13 protein-coding genes are annotated in these 14,541 nt (G+C 74.1%); 12 read left to right on the top strand and 1 reads right to left on the bottom strand.

Annotation, left to right across the window (positions count from 1 at the left end; translation table 11 throughout):
- Nucleotides 1-17: 17 nt before the first annotated feature.
- Nucleotides 18-1,694, bottom strand: a complete 1,677-nt coding sequence (locus tag D4B81_RS03460) for a SulP family inorganic anion transporter (protein ID WP_161964974.1) — start codon at nucleotides 1,692-1,694, stop codon at nucleotides 18-20.
- 138 nt (nucleotides 1,695-1,832) lie between these two features.
- Here D4B81_RS03460 and pyrR point away from each other — a divergent pair, with 138 nt between their 5' ends.
- From pyrR to coaBC, 12 genes are all read left to right on the top strand, one after another.
- Nucleotides 1,833-2,411, top strand: coding sequence for a bifunctional pyr operon transcriptional regulator/uracil phosphoribosyltransferase PyrR (gene pyrR, locus D4B81_RS03455; protein ID WP_122261139.1), 579 nt, complete (start codon nucleotides 1,833-1,835; stop codon nucleotides 2,409-2,411).
- Entirely contained in the window at nucleotides 2,408-3,340 is a 933-nt protein-coding gene (locus D4B81_RS03450) for an aspartate carbamoyltransferase catalytic subunit (RefSeq protein WP_122261081.1), read from the top strand. Before pyrR ends, D4B81_RS03450 begins: the two co-directional genes overlap by 4 nt.
- A complete protein-coding gene (locus tag D4B81_RS03445; protein WP_122261080.1) occupies nucleotides 3,337-4,659 on the top strand; it encodes a dihydroorotase in 1,323 nt (440 codons plus the stop codon). The genes D4B81_RS03450 and D4B81_RS03445 overlap by 4 nt, the downstream gene beginning before the upstream one ends.
- A gap of 74 nt (nucleotides 4,660-4,733) precedes the next feature.
- A complete protein-coding gene (gene carA, locus D4B81_RS03440) occupies nucleotides 4,734-5,912 on the top strand; it encodes a glutamine-hydrolyzing carbamoyl-phosphate synthase small subunit (protein ID WP_122261079.1) in 1,179 nt (392 codons plus the stop codon).
- Nucleotides 5,899-9,315, top strand: coding sequence for a carbamoyl-phosphate synthase large subunit (gene carB, locus D4B81_RS03435; RefSeq protein WP_122261078.1), 3,417 nt, complete (start codon nucleotides 5,899-5,901; stop codon nucleotides 9,313-9,315). Before carA ends, carB begins: the two co-directional genes overlap by 14 nt.
- Nucleotides 9,312-10,118: an iron-sulfur cluster-binding protein gene (locus D4B81_RS03430; protein WP_122261077.1), complete on the top strand. Its 807-nt coding sequence runs from the start codon at nucleotides 9,312-9,314 to the stop codon at nucleotides 10,116-10,118. The genes carB and D4B81_RS03430 overlap by 4 nt, the downstream gene beginning before the upstream one ends.
- Entirely contained in the window at nucleotides 10,115-10,978 is an 864-nt protein-coding gene (locus D4B81_RS03425) for a beta/alpha barrel domain-containing protein (protein ID WP_122261076.1), read from the top strand. Before D4B81_RS03430 ends, D4B81_RS03425 begins: the two co-directional genes overlap by 4 nt.
- Nucleotides 10,979-10,989: 11 nt before the next feature.
- Nucleotides 10,990-11,835 carry an orotidine-5'-phosphate decarboxylase gene (pyrF, locus tag D4B81_RS03420; RefSeq protein ID WP_122261075.1) on the top strand — a complete coding sequence of 282 codons (846 nt, stop codon included), beginning with the start codon at nucleotides 10,990-10,992 and terminating at the stop codon, nucleotides 11,833-11,835.
- 108 nt (nucleotides 11,836-11,943) lie between these two features.
- Nucleotides 11,944-12,261 (top strand): integration host factor, actinobacterial type, encoded by a 318-nt coding sequence (mihF, locus tag D4B81_RS03415; protein WP_097187586.1) that lies wholly within the window; start codon nucleotides 11,944-11,946, stop codon nucleotides 12,259-12,261.
- 53 nt (nucleotides 12,262-12,314) lie between these two features.
- Nucleotides 12,315-12,899, top strand: coding sequence for a guanylate kinase (gmk, locus tag D4B81_RS03410; RefSeq protein ID WP_202613547.1), 585 nt, complete (start codon nucleotides 12,315-12,317; stop codon nucleotides 12,897-12,899).
- A 4-nt stretch (nucleotides 12,900-12,903) separates the two neighbouring features.
- Entirely contained in the window at nucleotides 12,904-13,167 is a 264-nt protein-coding gene (gene rpoZ / locus D4B81_RS03405; RefSeq protein ID WP_097187584.1) for a DNA-directed RNA polymerase subunit omega, read from the top strand.
- A gap of 14 nt (nucleotides 13,168-13,181) precedes the next feature.
- Nucleotides 13,182-14,432, top strand: a complete 1,251-nt coding sequence (gene coaBC, locus D4B81_RS03400) for a bifunctional phosphopantothenoylcysteine decarboxylase/phosphopantothenate--cysteine ligase CoaBC (RefSeq protein WP_122261074.1) — start codon at nucleotides 13,182-13,184, stop codon at nucleotides 14,430-14,432.
- The last annotated feature ends 109 nt before the right edge of the window (nucleotides 14,433-14,541 follow it).

Below are 14,541 nucleotides of genomic sequence, written 5' to 3'. Positions count from 1 at the left end.
GCACCGGGCCGCGGTGCTCAGCCGGTGCCCCGCGCCGACCGGAAGTCGCGGACGGCGGCGTTGATCGTCGGGTAGTGGTGCAGGGGCCCCTCCGGGGCGAGGAGGTGCACCTTGCGCAGCCGCCGGACCACCTGGTCGTTGGCCCGGGCGACCGCGACCCGCTTCAGGCCCAGCCCGGCCAGGGAGCCCGTCAGGTCGGTCAGCCCGTCGAGAGCGGTCGCGTCCAGGCCCCCGACGCCCTCGAAGTCGAGCACCAGCCACTCCTCGTCCCCGGGGTTGCGCTCCAGCGTGTCCAGCACCCTGGTCCGGAACCGGTCGGTGTTGAGGAAGAAGAGCGGCGCGTCGAAGCGGTAGACGAGCAGGCCGGGCTCGATCCGCGCCCCGGGGTAGGCGTCGACCTCGACCCAGCCGTCCAGCTCGGGCTGGTCGCCGAGCACCGCGTCGTGCGGCCGGGCGATCCGCCCCAGCGCGACCACGACGGACAGCGTGACGGCCAGGAGCACGCCCACGAGGACGTCGAAGACGACGACCCCCAGGGCGGCGGCCACGGCGAGCAGCGCCTCGGACCGGCTCACCCGCCACAGCGCGCGGTAGCCGCGGACGTCGATGATGGCGAAGGCGGCCGCCACGATCACCGCCGCCAGCGCGGCGCGGGGGATCTGCCCCAGCACCGGCCCCAGGAACAGCAGGGTGGCGACGACGAGCGCCGCCGCCACGAGGGAGACGACCTGGGTGCGGCTCCCCAGCGCGGCCGGCACCGCGGTCCGGCTGGCGCTGGAGGAGACCGGGAAACCCTGGAGGGCGCCGGAGGACAGGTTGGTGACGCCCAGCGCGAAGAGCTCCTGGTTCGGGTCGATCCGGTAGCCGTGGCGGGCGGCGATCGACCGGGCGGTCAGGACGTTGTCGGTGAAGCCGACGAGCACGATGCCGAGGGCGACCGGGACGAGGGCGAGCACGTCCCGGAGGCTGACGGGGGGCAGGGCCGGCGACGGCAGCCCCTGGGGGACGGCCCCGACCACCGGCACCCCCGGGGCGACCCCGGGAAGGGCCCACACGAGCAGCGTCGCCGAGCCCACCGCGACGAGGGCGCCGGGGACCTGCGGGGCCCAGCGGCGCAGCCCCAGCACCACGGCGAGCGACCCGGCCCCCACGGCCAGGGTCGCCGCGTCCACGTCGTCCAGGCCGCGCAGGAGCTCGGCCACCCTCGGGAAGAAGCGTCCCGCCTCGATCGGCACTCCCGTGAACGCCGCGATCTGGCTGGAGAGCAGGGTCAGCCCGATCCCGGTGATGTAGCCGACCAGGACCGGCTTGGAGAGCACCGACGCGATGAACCCCAGGCGCGCCAGCGAGCCCAGCACGGCGACGGCACCGACCACCAGGGCCAGGCCGGACATGAGCACGAGGTAGCGGGCCGGGTCCCCGGCGGCGATGGCCCCGACACCAGTGGCCGCGAGGATGGCCGTCCCGGGCTCCGGCCCCACCCCCAGGTGCCGGCTGGTCCCCACCAGCGCGTAGACCACCAGCGGTGCGAGGACGGCGTAGAAGCCGTACTCCGGCGGCATCCCGGCCAGCTCGGCGTAGGCCATCGACTGGGGGATGAGCATGGCGCCGACCGTCGCGCCGGCGACCAGGTCGGGTCGCCACCACCCGCGCTGGTAGCCGCGCAGCACGGCCAGGCCGGGCAGGAGTGTCACGCTCAGACGGTAGTCCAACCCCGGGCTGGGTCGGGCCCGGGCCGGGAGCGGGTCGCTGCTGCCGGTGCAGTACAGTGACGGCCACCGAGCACCATCCTTTAACCACCGTCCTGTGAGGCGGGGAAGGAGACCGGGCCGTTGAGCTCTGCCCACGATGCTGGTCCAGGACGTGAGGTCCTCACCAGCGACGACATCAGCCGCGCGTTGCGGCGCATCGCCCACGAGATCCTCGAGGGCAACCGGGGGGCGCAGGACCTGGTCCTGCTCGGCATCCCCACCCGTGGCGCCCACCTCGCCCGTCGGCTGGGCGACGCGCTCCGCCAGGTCGAGGACGTCGAGGTCCCCGTCGGCTCGCTGGACGTGACGATGTACCGCGACGACCTCCGGCACCAGCCCACCCGGGCGGTCGAGCCCACGCACATCCCGCCACCCGGTGTCGACGGCAAGGTCGTCGTCCTGGTGGACGACGTCCTCTACTCCGGCCGCACCGTGCGCAGCGCGCTCGACGCGCTCGCCGACCTCGGCCGCCCGCGCGCCGTCCGGCTGGCCGTCCTCGTCGACCGCGGCCACCGCGAGCTGCCCGTCCGGGCCGACTACGTGGGCAAGAACCTGCCGACCAGCCACAGCGAGCGGGTCATGGTCCGCCTCGCCGAGAGCGACGACGGCGACGAGGGCGTGCGGATCGCCGCCCCGCCGGCCCAGGAGGGGACCCCGTGAAGCACCTGCTCTCGATCGCCGACCTCTCGGCGCAGGAGATCCGCGCGGTCCTCGACACCGCCGTCTCGATGCACGAGGTGCAGCGGCGCGACGTGAAGAAGCTGCCGACCCTGCGCGGGCGCACCATCATCAACTTCTTCTTCGAGGACTCGACGCGCACCCGGAGCAGCTTCGAGATCGCCGGCAAGTGGATGAGCGCCGACACGATCAACCTCACCGGCAAGGGCACCGCGATCTCCAAGGGCGAGAGCCTGCGGGACACGGTGCTGACCATCGACGCCATGGGCGTGGACATGATCATCGTGCGCCACCCCGCCAGCGGCGCACCCCGGCAGATCGCCGAGTGGGTCGACTGCTCCGTGGTCAACGCCGGGGACGGCACGCACGAGCACCCCTCCCAGGCCCTGCTCGACGCCTACACGCTCCGCGCCGCGCTCGGCGACCTCGCCGGCCGGCACGTCGCCATCGTCGGCGACCTGACGCACTCGCGGGTGCTGCGCTCCAACCTGCTGTGCCTGCGCGCCCTCGGTGCGCAGATCACCCTGGTGGCGCCACCGACCCTGATGCCCAGCGGCATCGACTCGTGGTCCACCGCCGACGGGTTCGCCACCTCCTACGACCTCGACGCGGTCCTGCCCACGGTCGACGCGGTGATGATGCTGCGTGTCCAGCGCGAGCGGATGAGCGGCGGCTACTTCCCGACCGCCAAGGAGTATGCCGTCACCTACGGCCTGACCGCCCGTCGCCTCGCGCTCCTCCCGGAGCACGCGGTCATCGCCCACCCCGGCCCGATGAACCGCGGGCTGGAGATCTCCGCAGAGGCCGCCGACGCCGCCCGGTCCATCGTCCTGGACCAGGTGTCGGCCGGCGTCGCGGTCCGGATGTCCATCCTCTACCACCTCCTCGCCGGGGAAGGGAACGACCAGTGAGCACGCAGCCCGCACTTCTCATCCGCGGAGCCGACGTCCTCGGGGAGGGTTCCCGGGACGTCCTCGTCGTCGACGGCACGGTCGTGGCCACCGGCCCGGACGCCGCCACCCAGGCACCCGGGGGCACCCAGCAGCTGCACGCCGACGGCCTCGTCCTGCTCCCCGGCCTCGTCGACCTGCACACCCACCTGCGCGAGCCCGGCCGGGAGGACGCCGAGACCGTCGCGACCGGGTCCCAGGCGGCCGCCCTCGGCGGGTTCACGGCGGTCCTGGCGATGGCCAACACCGACCCGGTGACCGACAACGCCGAGGTGGCGGAGCGGGTGCACGACCTCGGCCGCCGAGCCGGCTACGTCGACGTCCACCCGGTCGGGGCCGTCACGAAGGGCCTGCGGGGGGAGGAGCTGGCCGAGCTGGGGCTGATGGCCCGGTCGCGGGCCCGCGTGCGCGTGTTCTCCGACGACGGCCGCTGCGTCCAGGACGCCCGCCTCATGCGTCGAGCGCTGGAGTACGTCAAGGCCTTCGGGGGGGTCATCTCCCAGCACAGCCAGGACCCCCGCCTGGCGGACGGCACCGCCTGCTGCCACGAGGGTGAGCTCTCCGGCCGGCTGGGGCTGCCGGGCTGGCCCTCGGTCGCGGAGGAGGTGGTGGTGGCGCGCGACGTCATGCTGGCCCGCCACACCGGGTCGCGGGTGCACGTCGCCCACGTCTCCACGGCGGGCAGCGTCGAGGTGCTGCGCTGGGCCAAGGCCCAGGGCGTCGCCGTCACCGCCGAGGTGACGCCGCACCACCTGATGCTCACCCAGGACCTCCTCTCCGACTACGACCCCACCTTCAAGGTGAACCCGCCGCTGCGTCCCGCCGAGGACGTCGAGGTGCTCCGCGAGGCGCTCGCGGACGGCACCATCGACGCGGTCGCCACCGACCACGCGCCGCACGTCCGGCAGGACAAGGAGCACGCGTTCGTGGACGCGGCCTTCGGGATGCTCGGTCTGGAGACAGCCCTGGCCGTGGTCACCAGCACGATGGTGACCGGAGGCCGCATGGGCTGGGCGGACGTCGCCCGGGTGATGTCCACCGCCCCGGCGCGGATCGCCGGCCTGACCAGCCAGGGCCGCGGCGTGCAGACCGGAGCCCCCGCCAACCTGACGCTGGTCGACCCGACCCGCGTCGTCACCGTCGACGCGGCCCGGTCGAGGTCGTTGTCCCGCAACAACCCCTGGCACGGGCGCGAGCTCACCGGGGCGGTCCACCTGACCATGCTCCGCGGCCGGGTGACCGCCCGCGAGGGGCTGGTCTGGGGGGAGGAGGAGCAGTGACGACCGGCCGAGGACACGAGCGAGGGACGAGCGAGGCCCGGAGCGCCGAGGAACGCGACCAGGGAGGAGGAGCAGTGACGACAGCGCGAGGACACGAGCCGGCCATCCTGGTCCTCGAGGACGGGCGCACCTTTCACGGAGCGGCCTACGGAGCCGTCGGCCGGACCGTCGGCGAGGCGGTCTTCTCCACCGGCATGACCGGCTACCAGGAGACCCTCACGGATCCCTCCTACCACCGTCAGGTCGTCGTGATGACGGCACCGCACATCGGCAACACCGGGGTCAACAGCGCGGACATGGAGAGCCGACGCATCTGGGTCGCCGGCTACGTCGTCCGCGACCCCGCGATCCGGCCCTCGAACTGGCGCTCGCAGGGTGACCTCGAGCAGGCCCTGCGCGAGGCGGGGGTCGTCGGGATCAGCGGTGTCGACACCCGCGCCCTGACCCGCCACCTGCGGGACCGGGGTGCGATGCGCGTCGGCATCTTCTCCGGCGACGCCGCCCGGGCCCCCGTCGACGAGCTGCTCGGCGCCGTCACCTCCGCGCCCGTCATGGTCGGCTCGGCGCTCGCCGCGGAGGTCTCGACGAAGGAGCCCTACGTCGTGTCCCCGCCGGAGGGGGCGCCGGTGCGCTTCACCGTCGCGGCGCTCGACCTGGGCATCAAGGAGACCACCCCCGCCCTCCTCGCCGCGCGGGGCGTGCGCGTCCACGTGCTGCCCGCGACCAGCAGCTTCGAGGACGTCGCCGCCCTCCGACCCGACGGTGTCTTCTTCTCCAACGGGCCGGGCGACCCGGCGACGGCCGACCACGAGGTGGAGCTGCTGCGCCGCGTGCTGGACGAGCGGATCCCGTTCTTCGGCATCTGCTTCGGCAACCAGCTGCTGGGACGGGCGCTGGGGCTCGGCACCTACAAGCTGCCGTTCGGCCACCGGGGCCTCAACCAGCCGGTGCTGGACCGCTCCACCGGCAAGGTGGAGGTCACCAGCCACAACCACGGCTTCGCCGTCGGGTGGCCCGCCGGGATCCCGACCGACGAGCCGGTCGAGACGTCCTACGGCCGGGTCAGCTGCTCGCACGTGGCCCTCAACGACGACGTCGTCGAGGGCCTGCGCTGCGAGGACGCACCCGCCTTCAGCGTGCAGTACCACCCCGAGGCGGCCGCGGGCCCGCACGACGCCGAGTACCTCTTCGACCGCTTCGTCGAGCTGCTCACCACCCACCAGCAGGAGAGGGACCACCGTGCCCAGGCGTGAGGACATCAGGAGCGTCCTGGTGATCGGGTCCGGCCCGATCGTCATCGGCCAGGCGGCGGAGTTCGACTACTCCGGCACCCAGGCCTGCCGCGTGCTTCGCGAGGAGGGCGTGCGCGTCATCCTCGTCAACTCCAACCCGGCGACGATCATGACGGACCCCGGCGTCGCGGACGCCACGTACGTCGAGCCCATCACGCCCGAGATCGTCGAGGCGATCATCGCCAAGGAGCGGCCCGACGCCGTGCTCGCGACGCTCGGCGGCCAGACCGCGCTCAACACCGCCATCGCGCTGCACGAGGCAGGGACGCTGGAGCGCTACGGCTGCCCCCTCATCGGCGCCAACGTCGAGGCGATCCAGCTGGGCGAGGACCGGCAGCTCTTCAAGGGCGTGGTGAGCCGGTGCGGGGCAGAGGTCGCGCGCAGCGCCATCTGCCACACCCTCGACGAGGCGCTCGCAGCGGCCCAGGACCTCGGCTACCCCGTCGTCGTCCGGCCCTCGTTCACGATGGGCGGTCTGGGTTCCGGCTTCGCCCACGACGAGGCGAGCCTGCGCCGGATCGCCGGTGCCGGCCTCCAGGACAGCCCCACGACCGAGGTCCTCCTCGAGGAGTCGATCATGGGGTGGAAGGAGTACGAGCTCGAGGTCATGCGCGACCGCGCGGACAACGTCGTCGTGGTCTGCTCCATCGAGAACCTCGACCCCATGGGCGTGCACACCGGCGACTCCATCACGGTCGCACCGGCGATGACGCTGACCGACAGGGAGTACCAGCGGCTCCGCGACATCGGTATCGCGGTCATCCGCGAGGTCGGCGTCGACACGGGCGGCTGCAACATCCAGTTCGCGGTGAACCCCGAGGACGGCCGCGTCATCGTCATCGAGATGAACCCCCGGGTGTCCCGCTCCTCGGCGCTGGCGTCCAAGGCCACCGGCTACCCGATCGCCAAGATCGCGGCCAAGATGGCGCTGGGCTACACGCTCGACGAGGTGCCCAACGACATTACCTCGGCCCGCGGCGGGCGCGCCGCAGGCGGTCCGGGGGGGACTCGGGGGGCGGAGCCCCCCGAGCGTTTCTACTCGGCGGCGTTCGAGCCGACCCTCGACTACGTCGTGGTCAAGGTGCCCCGGTTCGCCTTCGAGAAGTTTCCCGCGGCGGACCCGACGCTGACCACGACGATGAAGTCCGTGGGGGAGGCGATGTCCCTGGGCCGCAACTTCACCGAGGCCCTGCAGAAGGCGCTCCGCTCCGTCGAGCGCAGCAACAGCTCCTTCCACTGGCGTGAGGAGGAGGCACCCACCCCGGGTATGGCGCACGCCCTCCTCGAGCAGGCCGGCACCCCGACCGACGGACGGCTCGTGCTCGTCCAGCAGGCCCTCCGCGGCGGGTGCACCGTCGAGGAGGTGCACCACGGCACCGGCATCGACCCCTGGTTTCTCGACCAGATCGCGCTCCTCAACGACATCGCCGCGCGGGTCCAGCACGAGGTGCGCTCCGACGGGGGCCGCCTCACCCCGGAGCTGCTCCGGCACGCGAAGCGCCACGGCTTCTCCGACGCCCAGCTCGCCGAGCTCACCGGCATGGACGAGGCCGTCGTCCGCGGGGTGCGGCACGCCCTCGGGGTGCGGCCCGTCTACAAGACCGTCGACACGTGCGCGGGGGAGTTCGCGGCGAGGACCCCGTACCACTACTCCTCCTACGACGAGGAGACCGAGGTCGCGCCGCGCGAGCGGCCGGCGGTGATCATCCTGGGATCGGGTCCTAACCGGATCGGGCAGGGCATCGAGTTCGACTACTCCTGCGTGCACGCCTCGCTCACGCTCCGCGAGCACGGCTTCGACACGGTGATGGTCAACTGCAACCCGGAGACCGTGTCCACCGACTACGACACCTCGAGCCGCCTCTACTTCGAGCCGCTCACCCTCGAGGACGTTCTTGAGGTCGTGCACGCCGAGCGGCAGGCCGGTCCGCTGGCGGGGGTCATCGTCCAGCTGGGGGGCCAGACCCCGCTGGGCCTGGCCGCCGCCCTCAAGGCCGAGGGGGTGCCCGTGGTCGGGACCTCGCCGGAGGCCATCCACCTCGCCGAGGACCGGGGAGCCTTCGGCCGGGTGCTGGCCGAGACGGGCCTGACGGCACCCCGGCACGGGACGGCATACTCCGTCGAGGACGCTCTCGAGGTGGCGCACGAGATCGGCTACCCCGTGCTCGTCCGTCCCTCCTACGTCCTGGGCGGTCGCGGGATGGAGATCGTCTACGACGACGAGTCCCTTGCGGGCTACGTGGGCCGGGCCACCCAGACCACCCCGGGGCGGGCCGTCCACCCGGTCCTCGTCGACCGGTTCCTGGACACGGCCGTGGAGATCGACGTCGACGCGCTCTACGACGGGGTGGACCTCTACCTCGGCGGGATCATGGAGCACATCGAGGAGGCCGGCATCCACTCCGGGGACTCGGCCTGCGTGCTGCCGCCCTTCACCCTCGGCCGGACCGAGCTGGAGGAGGTGCGGTCGGCCACCCGCAGGCTCGCGGAGGCGATCGGGGTCCGCGGACTGATCAACGTGCAGTTCGCGCTGGCCCAGGACGTCCTCTACGTCCTCGAGGCGAACCCCCGCGCCAGCCGGACCGTGCCCTTCGTGGCCAAGGCCACCGGGGTCGCCCTGGCCCGGGCGGCCGCGCGCGTGATGATGGGGACGACGATCGCCCAGCTCCGCGAGGAGGGGGTGCTGCCCGGGGAGGTGGACGGCGGGGCGATGCCGGACGACGCGCCGTTCTCGGTCAAGGAGGCGATCCTGCCGTTCCGGCGGTTCCGCACCCAGACCGGAGAGGCCGTGGACTCGATCCTGGGCCCGGAGATGCGCTCGACCGGCGAGGTCATGGGCATCGACGCCTCGTTCGGCGCGGCGTTCGCCAAGAGCCAGCTGCGGGCCGGCTCGAGCCTGCCGACCGGCGGCACCGTCTTCGTGTCGGTCGCCAACCGCGACAAGCGCTCGATGATCTTCCCGGTGAAGCGGCTCGTCGACCTGGGGTTCCGGGTGCTGGCGACCGCTGGCACGGCGGACGTGCTGCGCCGCAACGGCATCCAGGCCGAGGTCGTCCGCAAGCACAGCTCGGGACGGGGGTCGGACGGCACGGCGCGGACGATCGTCGACCGGATCACCGCCGGGGAGGTGGACATGGTCATCAACACCCCCTCCGGGCGCGACGCACGGGCGGACGGCTACGCCATCCGCGCCGCCACGACCAGCCTCGACAAGCCGATCATCACCACGGTGCAGCAGCTGGCGGTGGCGGTGCTCGGGATCGAGGCCATGCGCGCCGGTCCGCTCGGGGTGGCGACCCTGCAGGAGCACGCCGCGGCGCTCGACCTCTTCGGGCGCCGGGCGGCGGGTCACCCGGAGGCGTGAACGCGGAGCGGGGTGCCCTCCTGCGGACGGGTGTCGAGGCGGTCGTCACCGCGGTGCGGCCGGCGGGAGCCTTCGACGTGGTGTCCCTGCAGGTCCCCGGGCCGTCGCCCTGGGCGGGCGCGCGCCCCGGGCAGCTGGTGGTCGTGCCGGTGGACCCGCGGTGCGGCTCGGTGCTCGCGCAGGTCCACTGGCTCGCCGGTGTGCACGACGACCCGGTCCACGGCACCGGCGTCGTGCTGCTGCTGCCCGCGACCCGGGAGACCCAGGCGGGCGAGGTGCTGCGGGTGCTCGGCCCGCTCGGCCGCGGCTTCGCCCCTCCCGCCCAGCCGGTGCCGGCGCTCCTGGTGGGGCACGAGGGGGGCGCGGTCCCGCTGCGCTGGCTCGTCGAGGTGCTGCGCGAGCGCGGCTGCCCCGCGCACGTGCTGCTCAGCGCCTCCGACCCCGAGCTCCACCTCGACCTCGTGCACCTGCGCCGGCACGCCCGCAGCGTCGTCCTCACCCTGCCCGAGGACCTGCCCGCGGCGCTCGAGCGGGCCCTCGGCGACCCGGGCGTCGACCCCGCCGTCGTCTACGCCGCCGCCCCGATCCCCGTGCTGCGCACCGTCGCCGCCGCCGCCCTGAGGCGTGGACGGGTGGTGCGGGTGGCGGCCCTCGACCTCGCCGGACCGGTGGTGTGCGGCACCGGGCTGTGCGGCGCCTGCGACCTCGAGGTGACCCTGGACCGGTCCACCACGGTGGTCCGCCCGTGCCTGGAGGGGCCCGTCGTGCCCGGTGAGTGGCTTGTCGAGGCACCCCCGCGATGACGACGACGAGCGACCGTCAGGGCCTGCCCCGCGTCTGGCTCGGCCCGGGAGCGGTGAGCGACCCGCGGGCCCTCGCCCGGTTCGGTGACCTCGCCGGCGTCCCGCTCGTGGCCGGTCCGGTGGCGGCCGGCGCCCGCCGCCGCCGCACCGGGCGCACGGTGGTCCACGGCCTCGGCGTCGGCGGGGTGGACCACCAGGACGCGCGCGCTGTGGGCGTGGGCGCCGCCGAGGAGCTGCTGGGCTGGGCCACCGCCCGCGGGTTGTCCGTGTGCGTCGCCCTGCGGGGGGAGAGCCCCGAGGACCTGGCCTCGGTGCTCGACCGGCTGCGGCGGAGCAGCGTGGGCTCGGCCGTCGCCGCGGTCGAGGTCGACCTCAGGACGGCGGACGACCAGCAGGTCCTGCGGAGCATGGCCCGCGTCCGCGAGGCGGCACCCCGGGGCCAGCTGCTCCTCGCCCGGCTGTCCATCGTGGCCCCTGACCTCGTGGCCCGCGCCCGGGCCGCGGTCGCCGGGGGAGCGGGTGCGGTGGTCGTCAGCGCCCAGGTGCCGCTCGGGCCCGGCCGCTGGTGGTCCGGGCCCTCCACGGCCGCCCTGTGCCTGAGCGGTCTGCGCGAGCTGCGCGCGGCGGCGGCGGAGCAGCGCTGGCCGGGAGCGCCGCTCGTCGCCGCCGGCGGCGTCCACGACGCCGCGAGCGCCCTCGCGGCCGTCGACGCCGGGGCCTGCGCCGTCCAGCTCGGCACCGCGCTGTGGGCCGACCCGCTGCTCCTCTGGGCGGTGCGGTCGGCCCTGGAGCCGGGACGACCCGCGCACGCGCCGCACCCCCACACCCGGGGCGGTCCCCGTCCGCCCGAGAGCACCTGAGGAGCCCTGTCATGAGACCGCACTTCGGCACCCGCCTGGCCGCGGCGATGGAGGAGCACGGACCCCTCTGCGTCGGGCTGGACCCGAGCGCCGACCTCCTCGCTCGCTGGGGGCTGCCGGACACCCCCGACGGGCTGCGCAGCCTCGGGGAGGCCGTGCTGGAGGCTGCCGAGGGCCGGTGCGCGGCGGTCAAGCCGCAGTCCGCCTTCTACGAGAGGCACGGGGCCGCCGGGGTGGCGGTGCTCGAGGAGGTGCTCGCCGGGTGCCGGGACCGCGGCCTGCTCTCGGTCCTCGACGTCAAGCGCGGCGACATCGGCTCCACCATGGCCGGGTATGCGGAGGCGTACCTCGCCGAGGGTCGTCCCCTGGCGGCCGACTCCGTCACGCTCAGCCCCTACCTCGGCTACGGCTCGCTGCGACCCGCGGTCGAGCTCGCCCGCCGGGGTGGCCGCGGGGTGTGGGTGCTGGGACTGACCTCCAACCCGGAGGGACGCGACGTCCAGCTCGTCGGGCAGCCGAGCGTGGCGGCCCGGGTCGTCGCCGAGGTCGCCCGCGACAACGCCGGCCTCGTCCCGTTCGGCGACGTGGGGCTGGTGGTGGGCGCCACCCTGGGGGCCACCCCGGGCGAGCTGGGCGTCGACGTCGTGGCTGCCGCCGCGCCGGTCCTGGCACCCGGCGTGGGGGCACAGGGTGCGGGCGCCGAGGACGTGGCCCGCACCTTCGCGGGCATGACGGAGCGGGTGCTGGTCCCGGTCAGCCGCGGCGTGCTGTCGGCCGGTCCGGACGCGGTGGCGCTGCGCGACCGGGTCAGCCGCTGGTCCGAGGAGCTGCGCGAGGCGCTGGCCAGGGCGCGCTGAGCGTCGCACCCAGGGTTGGCAGACCTGTGCGCAAGTCGCTAGGTTCGCCTGTGAGCGTGCGTGCGACGCCGTCCCACGCCCATCCCGAGACCATCGAGGAGTTCGACCGTGGCCCTTCCCCAGCTGACGCCCGAGCAGCGCGCCGAGGCGCTCGCCAAGGCCGCCGACGCGCGCCGGAAGCGTGCGGTGGTCAAGAACCAGCTGAAGAACGCGCAGGGCTCGCTCAAGGACGTCATCGAGAAGGGTCGCACCGACGACGTCATCGGCAAGATGAAGGTCTCGGCCCTGCTGGAGTCCATGCCCGGTGTCGGACGGGTGCGGGCCCGCCAGATGATGGAGGACATCGGGATCTCCGAGAGCCGTCGGGTGCGAGGTCTCGGCGCCAACCAGGTCGCGCATCTGCTCGAGCGCTTCGGCGAGCGCTGATCGGCACCCCAGCCCCCCTGCCCCCGGGTGAGCTCCCCGCCGCGCCCGGCCAGGTGACCGGCGCGGCGGGTCGACGCCTCGTGGTGCTGGCCGGTCCGACGGCGGTCGGCAAGGGGACCGTCGCCGCCTACGTGCGCGAGCACCACCCGGAGATCTGGCTGTCGGTCTCGGCCACGACCCGGCGGCCGCGGCCCGGGGAGGTGCACGGGGAGCACTACTTCTTCGTCGACGAAGACGAGTTCGCCCGCCTCGAGCACGAGGGCGAGCTGCTGGAGTCGGCGGTCGTGCACGGACGGGCCAGCTACGGCACCCCCCGTGCCCCGGTGCTCCAGGCCCTGGCGCAGGGCCGTCCGGCCATGCTGGAGATCGACCTGCAGGGGGCCCGGCAGGTCCGGGCCTCGCTGCCCGACGCCTTTTTCGTCTTCCTGGCGCCGCCGTCCTGGGAGGAGCTCGTGCACCGCCTCGTCGGGCGGGGCACCGAGACCCCGCAGGAGCGGGAGACCCGGCTGGCCACGGCCCGCACCGAGCTGGCCGCCGCGGACGAGTTCGACGCGACCATCGTCAACGACGATGTCGCCCGGGCGGCCGAGGAACTCGTATCATTGATGGTTGACCCCCACCCCGCAAAGGATTCGTGACAACGTGACCGGCACCATCGCCCACCCGGACGGCATCACCAACCCGCCCATCGACTCCCTGCTCGAGCGTGCGGACAGCAAGTACGCCCTGGTGATCTACGCCGCGAAGCGGGCCCGCCAGATCAACGCCTACTACGCCCAGCTGTCCGAGGGGCTGCTCGAGTACGTCGGTCCCCTCGTCGAGGCCGACGCGACCGACAAGCCGCTGTCCATCGCCCTGCACGAGGTCGACCAGGGCAAGCTGCAGCTGAGCAGCCCCGAGAGCTGACGACCACCCCCGGCATGCGCGTCGTCCTGGGGGTGTCCGGCGGCATCGCCGCCTACAAGGCCGCCCTCGTGCTCCGGCTGCTCACCGAGGCCGGTCACGCCGTCACCGTCGTGCCCACCCCGGCGGCGCTGCGCTTCGTCGGCGCGCCGACGTGGGAGGCCCTCAGCGGCCGGCCGGTGACGAGCGAGGTCTGGGACGAGGTGCCGGCCGTCAACCACGTCCGGCTCGGCCAGGAGGCCGACCTCGTCCTCGTCGCCCCGGCGACGGCCGACCTGCTCGCGCGCGCCGCCCACGGGCTGGCCGACGACCTCCTCACCACCACGCTGCTCACGGCCCGCTGCCCGGTCGTCCTGGCCCCGGCGATGCACACGGAGATGTGGTCGCACCCCGCCACCGTCGCCAACGTCGAGCTCCTGCGCTCGCGCGGGGTCACGGTCATCGAGCCGGCCACCGGTCGGCTGACGGGTCGGGACAGCGGTCCCGGGCGCCTGCCGGAGCCCGAGGAGATCGTCACCGCCGCGCTGGCGGCCGTCCCCGGACCCGGAGGTCCTCCGGACGGGGCCGCATCCCCACGGGACCTCGCCGGCCGTCATGTCGTGGTCTCGGCGGGTGGCACGCGGGAGCCGCTCGACCCGGTGCGCTTCCTCGGCAACCGCTCCTCCGGCAAGCAGGGGTATGCCGTCGCCGCTGAGGCGGCCCTGCGCGGCGCGCGCGTCACGCTCGTGGCGGCAAACGTCGCACTCCCGGACCCGGACGGGTGCGAGGTCGTCCCCGTCGGGTCGGCCCGCGAGCTCGAGGCCGCGCTCAGTGCCGTCCTGGACGGGGGAGGGGTCGACGCCGTCGTCATGGCGGCCGCGGTCGCCGACTTCCGGCCGGCGACGTACGCCGTCACGAAGATCAAGAAGACGCACGACGACGAGGGGGACGACAGCGCGCCCGTCGTGGAGCTGGTCCGCAACCCCGACGTCCTGGCCGCTCTCGTGGCCCGCCGGGCAGGAGCTCGCACCCCCTACCTGGTCGGGTTCGCGGCGGAGACCGGGGACGCCTCCGGCGACGTCCTGACGCTCGCCCGGGCCAAGCTGCGGCGCAAGGGCTGCGACCTGCTGGTGGCCAACGACGTCGGGGACGACAAGGCGTTCGGGCAGGACGAGAACACCGTCCACCTGCTGCGTCCCGGCACCGACGAGGTGGTGACCGTCGGACCGGCGACCAAGGCGCTGGTGGCCGCCGCCGTGTGGGACGCGGTGGCGCCCGAGCTCGTCTGAGCCCGTTCGACCGCACCCCGCACGCACCCGTGGGAGACCCCGGCGACGGCCGACCGCGGCCCCTGGGTCTGTCGGGGCCGGGTCGTAGACTGCCGGGGTCAGTCAGCAG

This window comes from Ornithinimicrobium cerasi (genome assembly GCF_003702705.1).
Lineage (GTDB): Bacteria > Actinomycetota > Actinomycetes > Actinomycetales > Dermatophilaceae > Ornithinicoccus > Ornithinicoccus cerasi.
This window is presented reverse-complemented; position numbering and strand designations above follow the sequence as displayed.

What these genes read in the sequence shown, in the direction of transcription:
- D4B81_RS03425 (WP_122261076.1), top strand. Translation starts at nt 10,115, where the DNA reads ATGACGACGACGAGCGACCGTCAGGGCCTGCCCCGCGTCTGGCTCGGC.
- pyrF (WP_122261075.1), top strand. Translation starts at nt 10,990, where the DNA reads ATGAGACCGCACTTCGGCACCCGCCTGGCCGCGGCGATGGAGGAGCAC.
- coaBC (WP_122261074.1), top strand. Translation starts at nt 13,182, where the DNA reads ATGCGCGTCGTCCTGGGGGTGTCCGGCGGCATCGCCGCCTACAAGGCC.